This window comes from Flavobacterium sp. (assembly GCF_023151265.1).
In the GTDB taxonomy this organism is placed as follows: domain Bacteria; phylum Bacteroidota; class Bacteroidia; order Flavobacteriales; family Flavobacteriaceae; genus Flavobacterium.
Genome location: NZ_JAKLJH010000003.1, coordinates 1 through 17,797, shown reverse-complemented (window position 1 = coordinate 17,797; position 17,797 = coordinate 1). Strand labels below are relative to the sequence as shown.

General features: G+C 31.6%; 11 protein-coding genes, 1 tRNA gene and 1 pseudogene. 7 read left to right on the top strand and 6 right to left on the bottom strand.

Annotation, left to right across the window (positions count from 1 at the left end; genetic code table 11):
* The first annotated feature begins 52 nt into the window (after positions 1–52).
* A tRNA-Phe gene (locus tag L6Q46_RS00550) sits at positions 53–125 on the top strand.
* Positions 126–179: 54 nt separating this feature from the next.
* Here L6Q46_RS00550 and L6Q46_RS00545 read toward each other — a convergent pair.
* From L6Q46_RS00545 to L6Q46_RS00535, 3 genes are read right to left on the bottom strand one after another with little or no spacing between them, the layout of a single operon-like run.
* The gene (locus L6Q46_RS00545) at positions 180–1,094 is read right to left on the bottom strand and encodes a GYDIA family GHMP kinase (RefSeq protein WP_291282652.1); all 915 of its coding nucleotides are present in this window, start codon (positions 1,092–1,094) and stop codon (positions 180–182) included.
* The gene (locus tag L6Q46_RS00540; protein ID WP_291282651.1) at positions 1,094–2,410 is read right to left on the bottom strand and encodes a hydroxymethylglutaryl-CoA reductase, degradative; all 1,317 of its coding nucleotides are present in this window, start codon (positions 2,408–2,410) and stop codon (positions 1,094–1,096) included. Before L6Q46_RS00540 ends, L6Q46_RS00545 begins: the two co-directional genes overlap by 1 nt.
* 44 nt (positions 2,411–2,454) lie before the next feature.
* The gene (locus L6Q46_RS00535) at positions 2,455–6,261 is read right to left on the bottom strand and encodes a PAS domain S-box protein (RefSeq protein ID WP_291282650.1); all 3,807 of its coding nucleotides are present in this window, start codon (positions 6,259–6,261) and stop codon (positions 2,455–2,457) included.
* Between the two features lie 52 nt (positions 6,262–6,313).
* Here L6Q46_RS00535 and L6Q46_RS00530 point away from each other — a divergent pair, with 52 nt between their 5' ends.
* The 6 genes from L6Q46_RS00530 (at position 6,314) to L6Q46_RS00505 (ending at position 14,381) form a co-directional block, all read left to right on the top strand.
* Positions 6,314–6,598, top strand: a complete 285-nt coding sequence (locus tag L6Q46_RS00530) for a hypothetical protein (protein WP_291282649.1) — start codon at positions 6,314–6,316, stop codon at positions 6,596–6,598.
* 333 nt (positions 6,599–6,931) lie between these two features.
* Positions 6,932–9,103 (top strand): S9 family peptidase, encoded by a 2,172-nt coding sequence (locus L6Q46_RS00525; RefSeq protein WP_291282648.1) that lies wholly within the window; start codon positions 6,932–6,934, stop codon positions 9,101–9,103.
* A gap of 26 nt (positions 9,104–9,129) precedes the next feature.
* Positions 9,130–10,641 (top strand): peptide MFS transporter, encoded by a 1,512-nt coding sequence (locus L6Q46_RS00520; protein ID WP_111567371.1) that lies wholly within the window; start codon positions 9,130–9,132, stop codon positions 10,639–10,641.
* An 80-nt stretch (positions 10,642–10,721) separates the two neighbouring features.
* Positions 10,722–12,380, top strand: coding sequence for a peptide MFS transporter (locus L6Q46_RS00515; RefSeq protein ID WP_291282647.1), 1,659 nt, complete (start codon positions 10,722–10,724; stop codon positions 12,378–12,380).
* 1 nt (position 12,381) lies between these two features.
* Positions 12,382–13,863, top strand: coding sequence for a peptide MFS transporter (locus L6Q46_RS00510; protein ID WP_291282646.1), 1,482 nt, complete (start codon positions 12,382–12,384; stop codon positions 13,861–13,863).
* Positions 13,864–13,913: 50 nt separating this feature from the next.
* Positions 13,914–14,381, top strand: a complete 468-nt coding sequence (locus tag L6Q46_RS00505) for a thioredoxin family protein (protein ID WP_291282645.1) — start codon at positions 13,914–13,916, stop codon at positions 14,379–14,381.
* 2 nt (positions 14,382–14,383) lie between these two features.
* On the opposite strand, the gene L6Q46_RS00500 is transcribed toward L6Q46_RS00505, so the two are convergent.
* The 3 genes and pseudogenes from L6Q46_RS00500 to L6Q46_RS00490 all read right to left on the bottom strand — a co-directional run.
* Positions 14,384–16,396: a ComEC/Rec2 family competence protein gene (locus L6Q46_RS00500; protein ID WP_291282644.1), complete on the bottom strand. Its 2,013-nt coding sequence runs from the start codon at positions 16,394–16,396 to the stop codon at positions 14,384–14,386.
* Between the two features lie 70 nt (positions 16,397–16,466).
* Positions 16,467–17,582 (bottom strand): lipid-A-disaccharide synthase, encoded by a 1,116-nt coding sequence (gene lpxB, locus L6Q46_RS00495; RefSeq protein ID WP_291282643.1) that lies wholly within the window; start codon positions 17,580–17,582, stop codon positions 16,467–16,469.
* Between the two features lie 112 nt (positions 17,583–17,694).
* Positions 17,695–17,797 (bottom strand): annotated as a pseudogene (locus L6Q46_RS00490) (5'/3'-nucleotidase SurE); the annotation flags it as partial.

The window sequence follows — 17,797 nt, the reverse complement described above, 5'->3', positions numbered from 1 at the left end:
CGTTCTATATTTGCACCCGCAATCAACAAGCAGTAATGCTCTAAATTGTAAAGGTACCTTAGCTCAGATGGTAGAGCAATGGACTGAAAATCCATGTGTCCCTGGTTCGATCCCTGGAGGTACCACAAAAACCACTCATTCGAGTGGTTTTTTTGTTTTATGTCGGTTTTAAAATAGGATTATAAAATCATTTCTTCGTAAGAAAGGACCACTGAGTAGCCTTTTTCTTTGAAGTATTCTGTTGGATTGTCTTTAGAAATTGCCATTACAAAATCGCCACCCCAAGCCCCTAAGCTTTTAATTACACCTTTAAAATCTGGAAAAAGTTTTTCTTGAATGGTTTCAATTTCTAAAACATCACTCATGATTATTTCATGTTTTTCCATTTGTTTGGCAAATTCTTTTCCTTCTTTGCAATCTATGGTGTCGTAAGTTATGGTGTTGATTTTTGAAATTACAGCGTTTACATGATGGTGTTTCGACATATAATTCGCAATTGCCAGCTTGCTGCTTTGCTTCTGATTCAAATACACAAAATGAATGTTTTCTTTGAATGATGGATTGAAATGAATCGCTTTGAAATGCGGTGTTTCATTTTCTAGATGATATACAATTGGCGAATTTGATTTCGCACAAGCGATGTCATAACCGCTTCCACCAAAACTTTTTTGTAATAATTCAAAGGCATCAATATTTAGCCAATCTCCAATGCTGTTTATTAATGTAGAAGAGGTGCCTAAACCCCAAAGTCTTGGAAAAGTTAAATGAGTTTCAATTTCGTACCCTTCTTTTTGTAAAAATGTTGGATTTTGAATATATGCCTGATGTAAAATTTCAATCAAAGTGTTTTTTACGGCGGAATTAATTTCGTTTTCTAGTTTGCTTTTAATTTCTTCATAGGAAATTGCATCTTGGAACCAAATACTTTTATCCGAATCAAAACTCGTCCATTTAATTTGATGATTTTTACCTGATTTAACGACTAAACTTTGTCCGAATTTTGTTGGTAAAGCCAATGCTTTAGCGCCATCTAAAACAACGTATTCGCCTGTGATGAGTAATTTTCCGTTACTGTAAAAAGTTTGGGTTTTCATTAACTTCTAATTTTTTCCAAATAGTCAACTACTAAACTATGCGAAACGGTTGTGTCTTTGAAATAATCTAAGACTTTTTGTTTCTCTTCTTTGGTAGCTTGATGTTGGTTTAAGATATTCATCAAATGCATTTTCATGTGTCCTTGTTGGATTCCCGTTGTGGTTAAAGAACGAAGTGCTGCAAAATTTTGAGCTAATCCAGCGGCTGCTACAATTTGCATTAATTCTTCCGCAGAAGGTTTTCCTAGCAATTCCATAGAGAATTTAACTAATGGGTGTAACGAAGTTAAACCTCCAACGGTTCCTAATGCTAACGGAATTTCCATCCAAAAAGTAAAAATATCGTTTTCAATTTTTACATGTGATAAACTCGAATATTGTCCTGATTTACTAGCATAAGCATGAATACCAGCTTCAACAGCTCTGAAGTCATTTCCAGTTGCCAAAACTACGGCGTCAATTCCGTTCATGATGCCTTTGTTGTGCGTTACAGCACGGAAAGGTTCTACTTCTGCAATTCGTACAGCGGTTGCAAATTTTTGAGCAAATTCAGCTGAATCTATATTTTTATCGTCTGAAAGTTGGTTTATAGGACAAGAAACTTCAACTCGAACGACACAATTTGGTACAAAATTGCTCAGAATACTCATTACAATTTGAATGTTTTTTTCATCCGAAGTAAAATCGGAATATTCCTGCGCTTGATTTTCTAATGTTTTAGCAAATTGCTCTAAACACGTATTGATGAAATTCGCACCCATGCTATCTTTAGTGTTGAAAGTAGCATGAAGTTGATAATAATTTGGAATTTCATGGGTTTTATCTCTTAGTTCGATGTCTAAAATTCCGCCACCACGCTTTTGCATGTTTTTGGTAATTTCTTGTGTTTCATCGAAGAAAGTTGGTTTTATTTTATTGAAAAAAGCAGTTAATTTTTCTGAATTTCCATTGAAAAGAAAATGTACTTGACCAATTTTTTCAGTATTGATAATGGTAGCTTTAAATCCACCTCTTTCACCCCAAAATTTTGCTGCTTTTGATGCTGCTGCAACAACCGAGCTTTCTTCAATTGCCATTGGAATTGTATAGCTTTTTCCGTTAATGGTAAAGTTTGGCGCTACTCCATATGGAAGATAAAAATTAGTTAAGGTATTTTCGATGAATTCGTCGTGAAGCTTTTGTAAGTTTTCGTCTGAATTCCAATATTTAGTGATGCTTTCTTTTGCTTCTTCTGGATTTACGAAATACGTATTTGTAATCCAATTTATTTTTTCTTCTTTAGATAATTTTGAAAAGCCTTTAACATTTTGATTCATAGCGGTGAATTTTTTTCAAATAGAAGGCAAAGATACTAATTGGATTAATTAGGAAGACTATTTATCCATTTAAATAAAGTGGTTTCAAATAAAATTTTATCAATTGGTTTAATGATAAAATCATTCATCCCAACTTCTAAACATTTTTCTTTTTCGCCCGTAATAATTCCAGCAGTAATGGCAATAATGATTGTGTTTGGATTTGTTTTTCTTATTTCTGTTGTTGCTTCATAGCCGTTCATTATTGGCATTTGAATATCCATGAAAATGATATCGGGTTTGTTTTTTATTGCTAAATCAACAGCTTCTTGACCATTTCTTGCCTCGTAAATAATGCTGTTTGGTACTTTGTTTCTGATTAAAGTTTTGGTTAATAGCATATTAATTTTGTTGTCGTCAACTATTAAGATGCTAACGGAATCCGTAGAAACTTCTTCTTTAATTGTTTTAATGGGTTGTTGTTTTTCGGAATTGTTTTGATTAAGGTAGTTTTGTAAAGCTTCGTGTTTTATTGGTTTTATAATGCTTTGAGCGTTTTTGTAACTACTAGTTTCATTAAATTTTGAATTGGAGTTTTGCATCACAATTACCGAAAGATTTGGTAAATTACTTAATTTATTTATGATTTTAGTTGTTATTTCTTCTGACAAATATTCTAAATCTAAAAGCAATAAATCGATTTGATTTTCTAGGATAAATTTTGAAATAGTTTCGATACTATTTTCGTATGATTCTGCTTCAATATTATAACATTGTAACATGTTTTTAATTATTGAAGAAACAAGTTTATTGTCTTCAATAATTAAGGCTTTTTTATATTTATGACTGTTAGCAGATAAATGATAGTTGCATAATTCAGATTTTAATAGCAATTCAAAGCTAAAAGTTGATCCAGCATTAAGTTCGCTTTCAATTTCTAATTTGCTGTTCATTAATTTTAAAAGACTGTTGGTGATGGTTAACCCAAGCCCAGTTCCGCCATAATTTCGAGTTGTAGAATTGTCTTCTTGAGTAAAAGCTTCAAGAATTTTTTTCTTATTTTCTTTTTTAATTCCTATTCCGGTGTCTTTAATGCTAAATCTAATTTTTGAGGTGTTTTCGTTTAAGTTTGTTGCAGAAACTTCTAATTCGATTTGTCCTTTTTGAGTAAATTTAATCGCATTGTTTAATAAGTTTTGTAGAATTTGTTTTAGTCGCATTTCATCAACCCAAATAGCGCAGTGTACTTCTTCGTGAATATTTACAATAAGTTCCAAGTTTTTTTGATGCGCCATAAATTTCATCATATCAATACATTGATTGATGATGGTGTGCAAGCTTGTTTTTTCTTTGTCGATGATTAATTTTCCAGCTTCAATTTTAGAAATGTCTAAAATATCATTTACTACATCAAGAAGTGTGGAAGCTGATTGATTAACCGTTTCTAAATGTTGTTTTTGAATTTCAGTTAAATCGGAGTTTAAAAGCAAATTACTAAAGCCAATAATTCCATTTAAAGGCGTTCTAATTTCATGGCTCATATTTGCCAAGAATTCTGATTTTGCTTTGTTAGAAGATTCGGCTAATTCTTTTGCAATAACGGCTTCTTCGGCTACTTTTCTTTCTGTGATATCAATTAATACGCCTTCAATGTAAGCAATTACATTGTTGATGATAATTCCTTCGCCATATTCTTCAATCCAAACATAATTCCCGTCTTTTCGTCTAATTCTACACGTTGCTTTATAGGGTTTTCTGTTGTGTAAAGCTTCGTCAATGATGAGTCTTAATTCTTCTTTCTCGTCAGGATGATACAAATCGAGTAGCGAAATTTTATTGCTCATAAAATCATCACGATGGTATCCTGTTAATTTTTCAATTTCATCATTTAGATAAACTTTTGTTCGAGCAGTATCATATTTAACTAAGAAAACAGAAGCAGGAATGTTATTGGCTAATAATCTAAATTTTTCTTCACTTTCTGCAATTGCTTTTTCGTTGTTGATTCTTATGATTGTAGAGGCAATATTGTTTGCAAGTGTAAGTAGAATACTAATTTCTTCTTCGGTCCAAATGCGTTCGTTTTTACAATCATCAAATCCAATGAAACCGATAAAAGTTTCCTTGTCAAAAAGAGGAATTATTAAAATTGAAACAATGTTTTGGTCAATTAATAAATCTTTAAAATTGCTTTCAGGAACATTCTTGGTTAAATTTAGGTACGGTTTTTTGTTTAATATGATTTGCATGAAATCTGCAAATTCTTCGTGTGGAATATTTTGTAACAATGGATTGTCTATCTCAGCTAAATCTGTTTCAGAAACCCATTCAAAGCGTTGACTCATCAAATTCGTTTTGATGTCATTTTCAAAATAATACAAACGATCTACTTTTAATACTTTACCTATTTGTTCAATTGAAACATCAAAAATATCATCTTTGTCTTTGTGAATTAGTAAGTTACTAGTTACGTTAGCAATTGCAGTTAAAATTTCATTTTTATATATAATTTGATTTTCAGCGTTTTTTCTTCTTGTAGTTTCTATTGCTAACGCTATAATTTCGGCAACGGTTTTACAAAAGTTAATGTCTTCGTTTGTCCAGTATCTGAACTCGTGAGTAGCTTCTAAACACAAAATATTATTTAGCTCTCCACCAATGTAAATAGGAATGTCTAGTAATGATTTAATATCGTACTTAGGGAAATATTCAATTGTAAATTCTTTAAGAGATTCATCTTTAAACACATTTGAAGCAATAATTATTGGTTGCGATTCAATGTTTGAAATGTAGTTGCTAATATTTCTCTTAGGAATTGATAAATCTGCATAATGTTTGTCTTCGCTATGTACATAAATGTTTTTTAAATCAATTTGGTCTTCCTCATAATTCCAAAGCGCCACACGGTCAATTTTTAATCCAATAGCAGTTTCTTTACAAATATGTTGAATTAAGGCGTCTAAATTTGGAAATGTTAAGAAGTTTAAGGTAGATAGTTTGTTAGAAACGTTGTTTAATCTGCTTATTTCTTCTATTCGTTTGTGTTCCTCTAACTCTAAAAGTTTTGTAGCTGTTATATCTCTAATAATACATGAAAAACCAGAGACCATATCATTTTCGTCTCTTTTTATGGTTACTTTTTGCGAAACCCAAATTTCTTCGCCATTCTTTTTAATTATCGGAAATTCTAAAATGTCAAACTCATCTGTTTCTGAGATAGAATCGATATAAAATTTTGATACAGTGCTTTTAAAATCTTCTCTAATAAAATCACTAAAGTGTCTTCCTAAAAGCTCTTCTAATCGGTAGCCTAATGTTTGAATTGAAAATTTATTAGCATAAATAATATTGCCATATCGATCACTTTCATAAATGATGTCTTTAGCATTTTGAATTAAATTGGCATATTTAGTTTCTAAGCTAATTTTTGAAGTAACATCTTGTCCAGTTGCTACATAGGTGTTGTTTGTTTGTTTAAAATCGGTCCATTGAATAAACTTATATTCGCCATTTTTACATTTTAGTTTTCTAAAATAAACGGAGTTAGGTTTAAATTTATTAGAATAATCTCCAGCTTCAAATTCGGTATCTTCTGTTAAAGACCAAAACGCTTTTCCTAAAACTTCTTCTGGAGTGTAACCTAAAATTTTAGTTATAGAATCATTACAATATTGAACATTTCCTAAATTATCAGCTGCAATAATTATTGAGTTTGTGTTGTTTATAATGTCTTGTGTAAAAATTAGTCTTTCATTAGCTTTAATATTTCGTATTATCTGACCTAAGTGAATTACTAAAATTATAAAGAGCGCATTAACAAGAGTAACGATAGTTGTTGTTTCTTCGTTTTTAAATAACGTTAGGAAAAACAATAAAAGAAAGTTAATGCCAATAAAAATAAGATAGGTTGTAAATCTCTTAAAAATGGCAAATGCAAAAAACAGTAAAAGGAGGTATTTTGAAAACAATAAGAAGGTTATGCTTTCTGTAAAAAAGCTAAAAACTGTTGCTGCAAGAAGTAAAAAAAAACAGGTACGAAATATAATAAAGCTGTATTTTGCAACTTCTTTCTTTGATGTTACAATGAAGATAAAGACACAAAAAGCACCTGTAAGAAATTCGAAATATGAGTTTACACTTTTAGATTCGTTAAAAATTAAATTAAAAAGCTCGGCAACAGGAAAGATTAATCCTAAGTATAAAAAATAATAGCGATATTGAGCGTTAGAGTGATGATTTACGGTATTTCGTAACGTTCTAAAATCAATGTTAGTCGATTTTAATTGAAAGTTAAAAAACAACCCAAAAACGGTTAATAATAAAATTAAATAAATAAAAACATATAGACTGGCAACAGCCGAGATGTTGGATAAAAAAAAGAATCCATTTTGTAGAGTTACTGCCATTTAGCGATGTTACCGTTTCAAATATAAATGTAATTAAATATTTTTATAAAATCAAAAAGTTTATTAAATCAAGTTAAAATTATGGTTAATTCATATATTTTCACTAAAATTGGAAGTTTTTTAAGAACATAATATTATGAAAAAATACAGTTTAGCGATTTTACTTTTTGTAGCAAGCTCATTATCAGTTGTAGCGCAGCAAAAAATTACGTTAGAAGAAATTTGGGGCGGAGCCTTCAGAGCCAAAGGGATGGATGCTTTGAGCGCCATGAAGAACACCAATCAGTACACGGTTCTAAATTACGATAGAAATTCTAAAAGTTATCAAATCGATTTGTACGATTTTGCCACTTTAGAAAAAGTAAGTACTCTTTTTGATACTAAAAACCATTCAGAAGTAACATCAATTGATAGTTATTCTTTTGATAAAAACGAGAAAAAGATTTTAATAGCAACCAAATCAAATCCTATTTTCCGTCATTCTTTCACAGCTGAATATTTTATTTATGATATTCCTTCAAAAACGGTAAGTAGTTTTACGGCTAATGCAATTCAAGAACCAACTTTTAGCGCCGATGGGACTAAGATTTCATATGCATTTGAAAATAATTTATATGTACATGATTTAGTTTCTGGAGCTAAAATCCAAATTACGCAAGACGGTCAAAAAAATAAAATCATCAATGGTATTACCGATTGGGTTTATGAAGAAGAATTTGCGTTCGTAAAAGCGTATGATTGGAATGTAACTGGAACAAAAATAGCTTATATCAAATTTGATGAAACGGAAGTTCCAGAGTTTTCAATGGATATGTATAACGAAGGTTTATATCCAACACAAACTGTTTTTAAATATCCAAAAGCGGGTGAAAAAAATGCAATTGTTTCGTTGCATATTTTCGATTTAAAATCAGGAACTACTAAGAAAATCAATTTAGGAAATTACAAAGATTTTTATATCCCAAGAATCAAATGGACGAATGACGCTGCAACTTTAAGTGTTCAAGTTATGAATCGTCATCAAAACAATCTAGATTTACATTTTGTTGATGCTAATGTTGGAACTACAAAGATTGTTTTAAACGAAAAAGACGCTGCTTACATTGATGTTACCGATAACTTAACGTTTTTAAAAGACAACAGTTTTATTTGGACATCAGAAAAAGACGGATTCAATCATATTTACCACTACGATAAATCAGGTAAATTGAAAAAACAAATTACTTCTGGAAAATGGGAGGTAACTAACTATTATGGTTTCGATGAAAAATCAGGAATGATTTACTACCAATCTGTGGAAAATGGTTCAATTAACAGAGATGTTTACGCGATCAAAGTGGATGGAAAATCAAAAGTAAGATTGTCATCAAAAACAGGAACAAATTCAGCAACTTTTAGTCCAAATTTCCAATTCTTCATCAATACGTATTCAAGCGCAACTTCAGCGCCAACTTACACTTTAAACGATTCAAAAACTGGAGCGGTTGTTAAAACTATTGTTTCTAATGAAGCTGTTGAACAAAAATTAGCAAAATACGATGTAATTCCAAAAGAGTTTTTCGTATTAACTACAGAAAAAGGGCATCAATTAAACGCTTGGATGATTAAACCGAAAAATTTCGATCCAAATAAAAAATATCCAGTTTTCATGTATCAGTATTCAGGACCAGGTTCACAACAAGTGGATAATGCTTGGAATAGCACTGATGATTATTGGTTTATGATGTTAGCACAACAAGGTTACATTGTAGCTTGTGTGGATGGAAGAGGGACAGGTTTCAAAGGAGCTGCTTTTAAAAAATGCACACAAAAAGAATTAGGAAAATTTGAAGTAGAAGACCAGATTGATGCTGCTAAAGTAATCGGAAAATACAACTACGTTGACGCTTCAAGAATTGGAATTTTTGGATGGAGCTATGGTGGATTCATGTCGTCTAACTGTTTGTTTCAAGGTGCAGATGTGTTCAAAATGGCAATTGCTGTGGCTCCAGTAACTTCTTGGAGATATTATGACAGTATTTACACCGAGCGTTACATGCAAACACCGCAAGAAAACGCAAGTGGTTACGATAACAATTCACCAATCAATCACGTAAGTAAATTAAAAGGAAACTTCTTATTAATTCACGGAACAGCTGATGATAACGTGCATGTTCAAAACACTATGAAAATGGTTGAAGCATTAGTTCAAGCCAACAAACAATTTGATTGGGCAATTTATCCAGATAAAAACCACGGAATTTACGGCGGAAAAACTCGCTTACAATTGTACACTAAAATGACGAATTTCATCAAAGAAAAATTATAATAAACCAATAAACTAAAACAAATTATATGGAAAACAATGCTGTAAAAACAGGACATCCTAAAGGGTTGTACTTTTTATTCTTCACAGAAATGTGGGAGCGATTCAGTTATTATGGAATGAGAGCCATTTTCATTCTATTCATGACTAAAGTATTATTAATGAAAGATGCCGATGCTTCTGAAATTTACGGAAGTTATACAGGATTGGTGTACTTAACACCTCTTTTAGGAGGTTATTTGTGTGACAAATTTTTAGGGAATAGAAGAAGTATTGTTATTGGAGGACTTTTAATGGCAATTGGTCAGTTCTTCATGTTCTTCAGTGCTTCGGTTGGAGCAAATGGAGGTGTTTCTCTTATGTGGATGGGGTTAACAGCAATTATCATTGGTAATGGTTTTTTTAAACCAAATATCTCAACAATGGTAGGACAATTATATCCAGCAAATGACAGAAGAATTGATAGTGCTTTCACCATTTTCTATATGGGAATCAATTTAGGAGCTTTCTTTTCTCCTTTAGTTTGTGGTTCAATGGATTTTAAATGGGGATTTTTAGCGGCTGGTATTGGAATGCTAATAGGTTTAGTAGCGTTCATTTTAGGTCAAAAAAAGTATCTAATTTCTGAAGAAGGTAATGCAATTGGATTACCAGTTAAAAAGTTAGATGTTAAAAGTATCGCTATGATCATTGGTTCAATAGGAATTATTTTCTTTATGTTGAACTTTAAACAAATGTTTAAAAGTGATGTAGATATTATCAGTTATTTCATTTATGGAGCAATGGTAGCTATGCCAATTTTAATTTTTAGTGATAAAAGTTTAACTAAAATTGAAACACAAAGAATTACAGTAATTTTCCTTTTAGCGTTTTTCGTTATTTTCTTCTGGGGTGCTTTTGAACAAGCTGGAGCTTCATTAACTTTATTTGCAGACAGACAAACAGAAAGAACAATTTTTGGATGGGAAATGCCGGCGTCTTATTTTCAATCGGTAAATCCATTAGCGGTTATTTCATTAGCTCCAATTATGACAATTGTTTGGGGATTCTTATATGCTAGAAAATTAGAACCGTCTTCTCCTAAGAAAATGGCAATTGGACTTGGTTTAGTAGCTTTAGGATATGTAGTTATTGCTATTGCTGTTAAAGGTTTAGGATTAGGTGAGAAAGTGTCAATGTGGTGGTTAATTGGTCTTTATGTAATTCATACTATTGGAGAATTATGTTTGTCACCTATCGGATTATCAATGGTTTCTAAATTAGCGCCTTTACGTTTGTCGTCTTTAATGATGGGAACTTGGTTCTTGGCAAATGCTGCTGCTAATAAATTCGCAGGAACATTAAGTGCTTTAATTCCAGGTGGTGAAGATGGGACTGGAGGAGCAACTTCATTCTTAGGTTTCCAAATTACAAATTTATATGAGTTCTTCATTTTGTTCATCATCATGTCGGGTGCAGCTGCTGCCATTCTTTTCGTATTAAGTTCTTGGTTAGAAAAAAGAATGCATAATGACCATGTTGAAGCTAAAACGAATAAGTAGTAAAATAAAATAAAATATTTTTTATATCTTTCAAACCTACAAGAAACCCTTGTAGGTTTGTTTTTTTAATACAATAAATTATGTGGAAAAGTCATCCTAAAGCATTGCCTTACTTGTTTTTATCTGAAATGTGGGAACGTTTCGGTTACTATTTAATGATTGGTATTTTTACCTTATATCTTAAAGATGTCGAAGCTGGATTCGCTATGACCGAGAAAGAAGCATCCGATTTATACGGAACTTTTATCGCTTTGGTATTTTTAACTCCTTTCATTGGAGGTTTAGTTGCGGATAGATATTGGGGCTACAAAAAATCCATCGTTATTGGTGGTATTATGATGGGAGCTGGTTATTTCATGATGGGAATTCATGACATTACAATGCTTTACATTGCCATGACATTAGTAATTGTAGGTAACGGTTTCTTCAAACCAAATATCTCAACTCTTTTAGGTAATTTCTATACCGAAGATCAATATAAAGATAAAAAAGACGAAGGTTACAACATTTTCTACATGGGAATTAACGTTGGAGCGTTCATTTGTAACTTCTTTGGAGCTGCTTTACAAATTTTATTAGGTTGGCAATATGCTTTCATGGCAGCTGGAGTCGGAATGTTTGTAGGAGTTATTGTTTTCTTATTAGGAACAAAACATTATGGCGATAAAACCGAGAAAAAAGGAGTACAGGATGGCGATATGCCTTTCTGGAAAATTATAATGTTTATTTTAGTGCCATCTGCAGTTTTTGGAGTTATTGGTTGGTTATTAAAAGGAGTAACTTCAGAAGCAAATCCTAGTGGTTATATTTTTGGTTCGGATAGTACGGATGCTTTTATTTTTGCATGTATACCAGTAATTTTCTTCTATGGAAGTTTATATTTTAAAGCAAAAGTAGAAGATAAAAGACCAATTGGTGCTTTGTTAACTATTTTCGCAGTGGTAATTTTATTTTGGGCTGTATTCAAATTGAATGGTTCGGCTTTAACAACTTGGGCTGACCGTTATACCGATAGAGAAATAACAGGAACCACTCAAACCGTTTTTAATGGATTAAAATTAGCCAAAGAAGTAGAATACAAAAAAGACACTGTTGAATTATACGACGCAAGCTTCCGCATTCAAAAAGTAGATGGAGAAGTTCAAAAAACAGTTGATTATCCAGTTTATTTCAGAAACGTAGCCAAAGATAAATTACCAGAAGAAGGTTCAAAAGTTTCGCTTTGGGCAACCAATTTAAGTCAGTCAATTAATCCAGGTTGGGTTATTATTTTAACACCATTAGTTGTGGCATTCTTCACCTTTTTAAGAAGCAGAAAGAAAGAACCTTCAACTCCAACTAAAATCGCATTCGGATTATTAATTTCAGCTTTATCCGTTTTAGTAATGATTGCAGCCGTAAACATGGGAGCAAACGGAACAGAAAAAGTAAGTGTTTGGTGGTTAGTTGCCAATTATGGAGTTATCACAATCGGAGAATTATTTTTGAGTCCGATGGGATTATCTGTAGTTTCTAAATTAAGTCCAACGAACATCACTTCTTTAATGATGGGTGGTTGGTTCTTATCCACTTCCATCGGAAATAAATTAAGTGGTGTGTTAGCAAGTCTTTGGGATACCTATGATAACAAACAAGATTTCTTTTGGGTTAATTTCGGATTATTAATGTTTGCTACTTTATTGATGTTTATTTTATTGAAACAACTTAACAAAGTAATGCAAGAAAAAGGAATTCACTAGGATGAAAGCAACTCAAACTATAGAAGAAATTCAAAATTTCGAAGGAAAATATCCAAAACAACTTTGGTATTTGTTCTTTAGCGAAATGTGGGAACGTTTTTGTTTCTACGGAATGCGCGGAATGTTAACTTTTTTCATGGTACATCAATTGTTCATGAAAGAAGATGTAGCTAATTTACAATATGGAGCAACCCAAGCTTTTGTTTATGCTTTCACTTTTGTAGGAGGTTTGTTTGCCGATAAAATTCTAGGATATAGAAAATCCTTGTTTTGGGGTGGAATTATGATGATTGTTGGAAGTGCCATTTTAGCAATCGATCCGAAACAATTTTTCTTTCTTGGAATTGCTTTTACCGTTATTGGAACAGGATTTTTTAAACCGAACATTTCTACCATGGTAGGAACTTTATATAAAGGGAATGATTCGAGAAGAGATGCTGGTTTTTCATTGTTTTATTCTGGAATTAATATTGGTGCACTTTTAGGAGGTTACGCTTGTATTTACATTGGGAAAAATTATTCTTGGAATTTAGCTTTTGGCTTAGCCGGAATTGTAATGACAATTAGTTTGATAACTTTCTTATTTACGCAAAAAAGTTTAGCTACAATTGGACTTTCTCCCTTATTGCATTTAAAAGATTCGAAAAGAAAATTATATGAATATGCTACATATATAGGAACTTTAGTGGCTATTCCATTAATTATGACAATGGTTTCAAATCCTGAATATACCGATTATTTTATGTATACCATCGGTCCTGTTACTTTGTTGTATTTGGGTTATGAAATGCGAAATTTCACGCTTCAAGAAAACAAGAAGTTGATTGCAGCAATGGTTTTTATTGTGTTTTCAATTTTGTTTTGGGCGTTTTTTGAGCAAAGTGGTGGTTCCTTGAGTTTGTTTGCCGCTAATAATTTAGATAATGATTTTCTAGGTGTTAATTTAGATCCTAACGGTGTAAATAACGCTGCAAATTCATTATTCGTAATCATTTTTGCACCTCTTTTAGGATTGGTTTGGGTTTGGTTAAATTCAAGAAAAGCAGAACCGAATACAGTGGTGAAATTCGGATTAGGATTTTTATTCTTGGCTTTAGCTTTTTATACGTTCTATTTCACAAGATTTTTTGCAAATATTGACGGAATGACTTCGATAGAAATATTCACTTTAGCTTATTTTATCATCACTTTTGGAGAGCTTTGTTTATCACCAATTGGATTATCGATTATGACCAAACTTTCTCCTTTAAAATTACAAGGTGTTATGATGGGAATGTGGTTTTTAGCTAGCGCTTACGGTCAATATGTAGCAGGAATTTTAGGTGCTGGTATGTCAAGCGCAAATGAAAATGCTACCAAAGCAGAAAAATTAATTGCCTACACCGATGGTTACCAACAATTAGCAATTTATGCTTTAGTTGCTGGAGCGGTTTTAATTACTATTTCACCAATCGTTAGGAAATTGATGCAAGAAGTTAAGTAACAATTATTTTTGGCATTTAATTTGTTACATTTGTTTTATAAATTTACAATATGAAAAAGATTTTACTAATAGCGTTTTTAACTTTGACTAGTATGTCAATCCAAGCGCAAGAAGAGTTAACATGGCATACCGATATGTCAAAAGCTACCGACATTTCAATCAAAGAGAACAAACCAATGTTCTTGTTTTTTACAGGTTCTGATTGGTGTGGATGGTGTATTCGTTTGCAAAAAGAAGTTTTCAAAACACCAGAATTTATTAAATGGGCAAAAGAAAACGTTGTTTTGGTTGAATTAGATTTTCCAAGAAAAAATAATCAAACTGATGCTGTAAAAATGCAAAATGCTCAACTACAAAAACAGTTGCAAGTTAACGGTTATCCTACTGTTTGGTTTGTAAGTGCTGTTAAAACCGCTGAAGCTAAAATAAATTTGACGGCTTTAGGAAGTTCAGGATATGTTGCTGGTGGTCCTCAAGTTTGGCTTGATGGTGCTAACCAAATTATTAAGAAAAAGTAATTTTACTTCAATCTATAGAATCCCTTTTCGGCAATAGCATGAAAAGGGATTTTTTCTTTTTTACAAGTGGCTTCCCAAAATTTAATATTGTTTTTGTAGTTACTTTTATCTGCAATAATTTCTTTTGGTTTCATTTCTTGAATCAATCGAGTTAGATTGATTTTTGGATTCTGAGTTAAAACAATAATTTCAGGATGGATTGAGGTTTTATAAATACCCAAACTATCAATTATTAAAATTCTTTTATTTTGAAATGAAATTGCGTTTTGCATCGGGAAAATTCTCAAAGAATCTGAAAAAGTTCCTCGAGTATAATGATTTAAAGTAGTGTTATGGTTTTCTGGAGCATCACTAAAAGCAATCACATTATTTTGATTTTTGATTCCGATTAGTGTTGTTTTTTCATTGAATATAACAAATTCATTGCTGTTATTTTCACTCCATTTTACACTAATGTAACTCAATTGAAAAAGTAATAAAGCTGCTAAAATATATTTTACATTTTCAGCTTTTGTGTGATACAACCAATAAATAAAAGCAATTATGACCAAATACAACGAAAAAGTCAACCAACCCGAAAATGAAATATCCGTGATTATTCCACTTTTAAATTGGGCAATCCAATGAATGTAATTGTTCATAAATTGAATGCTGAATTCTAAAATTTTACCTAAAAAAATCGCAAATGAAGGTAGAATGTAATTGAGAGGTAAAATCACGATTCCAGTAATCAAAACCAAACTCGAAAGCGGAATAATAACCAAGTTTGCAAGCAAAAACAACAAAGGCAATTGATTAAAATAATATAGACTCAAAGGTAAAACACCAATTTGTGCCGCTAAAGAAACCAAAACAGTATCGGTAAAGTAAACCGCAATTTTATTTTCGGAAAAATAGAATTTCTTGTAAAAAGGTTGAAACAAAACAATCGATAAAACAGCTGCATAACTCAGTTGAAATCCAATATCAAAAATCGCATTCGGTTTCATCAATAAAATTAAAAAAGCGGAAATAGCTAAAGCATTATAAATCGCTTTCGGTTGATTGAAATAATTTCCGATACTAATAAAACTAAACAAAGTTACCGCTCTAGTTACCGATGCTGGTAAACCAGTAAGCAGGGCAAATAACCATAAAATCGCTAAGACGATTAATAATTGAATTTCGGCTCCAAAACGAACTCTTTTTAGTGGTTTCAATAAGAACACAATAAAAAAGTAAATAATAGAAATGTGCAATCCTGAAATCGCTAGAATGTGAATGACACCAGCACTGGAATAATCGGCTATGGTTTCCTTGTCTAATTCTAATCGTTGTCCTAAAATTAAAGCGTCAATTATGGCTTTTGTTTTGGTGTCAAAATGATGAATTTCGAAACTTTGGCTAAGATTATTTCTTAAATTTTCTATGTAAAAATCAAGTGTTTTGTGTCTTTGAATGATTTTAATTTGATTTTCTTGCGTATAAATTTGATGAAATACGTTCTGCTTTTCCAAATATTTCGAATAATCAAATTGGTAAGGATTGAAAGCTTTTGGAACTGGATAGATTGCACTGTTTAACCAAATTTCATCACCAGAATGTAAGGTTTTAATATTTGATTTTGGAACATAAAGCAATAGTTTTCCAGAAGTAATCGAATCATTAAAATGTGAAAGTGAAATGAAATATTTGTTATACTTCGTATTCGGTTTTAAAGTTGTGGTAACGATGGCTCGAATTGAATTCGTTTCTTCAAATGACTTTTTTGTGTAATGATGTTTTGAATTCAAATCGGAATGAATATAAAAATTCATCATTCCTAAAGTAAAAGCGAGTAGGTAAGTGGTAATTCCAAACGCTATATTTTGAAGTAATACTTTTTTACTTCTCCAAAATAAAAACACAAATAAAGTTAGGCAACCTACAATCGAAAAAACTATTTTCTCAAAAGTAAATTGCATAAAATAGCTAACGATAATTCCTATCGCAAAGCTAATTGTTACCGTAAGTAGGGGGAATTTAAATACTTTCAAACAAAATTGTTTTACAGTATTTAAGTTTTATGTTTGAGACAATATTAAACCAAATATATTAAAAAATATCTTACTTTTTTAAAGAATTTACAATTAATGTTGCAGTTTTTTTACTCGCGCCTTCGCCACCTAAATTTTGTTTTAAATCGGCATAATTTTTTAGTAAAACGATTCTATTTTCTGGATTTAGAATTTTTTCTAATTCATTTTTTAGGTTTTTTGTATTCAATTCTTCCTGAATTAACTCTTTAACCACTTCTTTATCCATGATTAAATTTACAAGTGAGATGAATTTTAAAGTGATGATGCGTTTGGCAATTTGGTACGAAATGTAGCTTCCTTTATAACAAACTACTTCGGGAACATTGAATAAAGCGGTTTCTAAAGTAGCTGTTCCAGAAGTTACTAAAGCCGCGTGTGAATGGCTCAATAAATCATAAGTTTTATTCGAAATAAATTTCACGTTTTCATTTGTTAAAAACGTTTTGTAAAACTCATATTCCTGACTTGGAGCTCCCGCAATTACAAACTGATAATCCGGAAAATCGTTGGTTACCGAAAGCATAATCGAAAGCATTTTAGCAATTTCTTGCTTTCTACTTCCTGGTAAAAGTGCAATAATTGGTTTGTCTGATAATTGGTTTTCCTTTCTGAAAATTTCATCTGAAACTTCAGTTCTACTAGCAATAGCATCAATCAAAGGATGTCCAACGAAATGAACTGGGAAGTTGTGCTTTTTCTCGTAAAAATCCTTCTCAAACGGAAGAATTACATACATAAAATCGACATCGCGCTTAATAGCTTTGATGCGGTTTTCTTTCCAAGCCCAAATTTGAGGAGAAATATAATAATGCGTTGGAATATTGCGCTCTTTTGCCCAAGTCGCGATTCGCATATTAAATCCAGGATAATCAATAAAAATAATAGCATCAGGTTTGAACGTTTCAATGTCTTTTTTGCAGATTTTGATGTTATTCAAAATCGTTTTTAAGTTCATTATCACTTCAATAAATCCCATAAAAGCCAATTCGCGGTAGTGTTTTACTAAAGTTCCGCCTACATTTTGCATCAAATCACCACCCCAAAAACGAATTTCGGCAGTTGGGTCTTTTTCATACAAAGCTTTCATCAAATTTGAACCATGTAAATCGCCCGAAGCTTCTCCTGCTATGATGTAATATTTCATATGTTTAAGTCATATTTTTTATTGGTAACATATGTTATCACCTTTCAATTATGGTTTTTTGCTTAAGCAAAATAGTTATTGAGTGGTGATTTCATTTTCTAATCGTCTAAATTTATAATTCCCAAGAATTCAATTGTTGTATCGCATGATGTGCAGTTAAATCAAATTGCACAGGCACAATCGAAATGTAGCCGTTTTCTAAGGCCCATTCATCG

Excerpts from the sequence above, each read along its gene's own strand:
- L6Q46_RS00530 (WP_291282649.1), top strand. The coding sequence starts at position 6,314 with ATGGCAAATGCAAAAAACAGTAAAAGGAGGTATTTTGAAAACAATAAG.
- L6Q46_RS00510 (WP_291282646.1), top strand. The coding sequence starts at position 12,382 with ATGAAAGCAACTCAAACTATAGAAGAAATTCAAAATTTCGAAGGAAAA.
- L6Q46_RS00520 (WP_111567371.1), top strand. The coding sequence starts at position 9,130 with ATGGAAAACAATGCTGTAAAAACAGGACATCCTAAAGGGTTGTACTTT.
- L6Q46_RS00545 (WP_291282652.1), bottom strand. The coding sequence starts at position 1,094 with ATGAAAACCCAAACTTTTTACAGTAACGGAAAATTACTCATCACAGGC.
- L6Q46_RS00540 (WP_291282651.1), bottom strand. The coding sequence starts at position 2,410 with ATGAATCAAAATGTTAAAGGCTTTTCAAAATTATCTAAAGAAGAAAAA.
- L6Q46_RS00525 (WP_291282648.1), top strand. The coding sequence starts at position 6,932 with ATGAAAAAATACAGTTTAGCGATTTTACTTTTTGTAGCAAGCTCATTA.
- L6Q46_RS00505 (WP_291282645.1), top strand. The coding sequence starts at position 13,914 with ATGAAAAAGATTTTACTAATAGCGTTTTTAACTTTGACTAGTATGTCA.
- L6Q46_RS00515 (WP_291282647.1), top strand. The coding sequence starts at position 10,722 with ATGTGGAAAAGTCATCCTAAAGCATTGCCTTACTTGTTTTTATCTGAA.
- lpxB (WP_291282643.1), bottom strand. The coding sequence starts at position 17,582 with ATGAAATATTACATCATAGCAGGAGAAGCTTCGGGCGATTTACATGGT.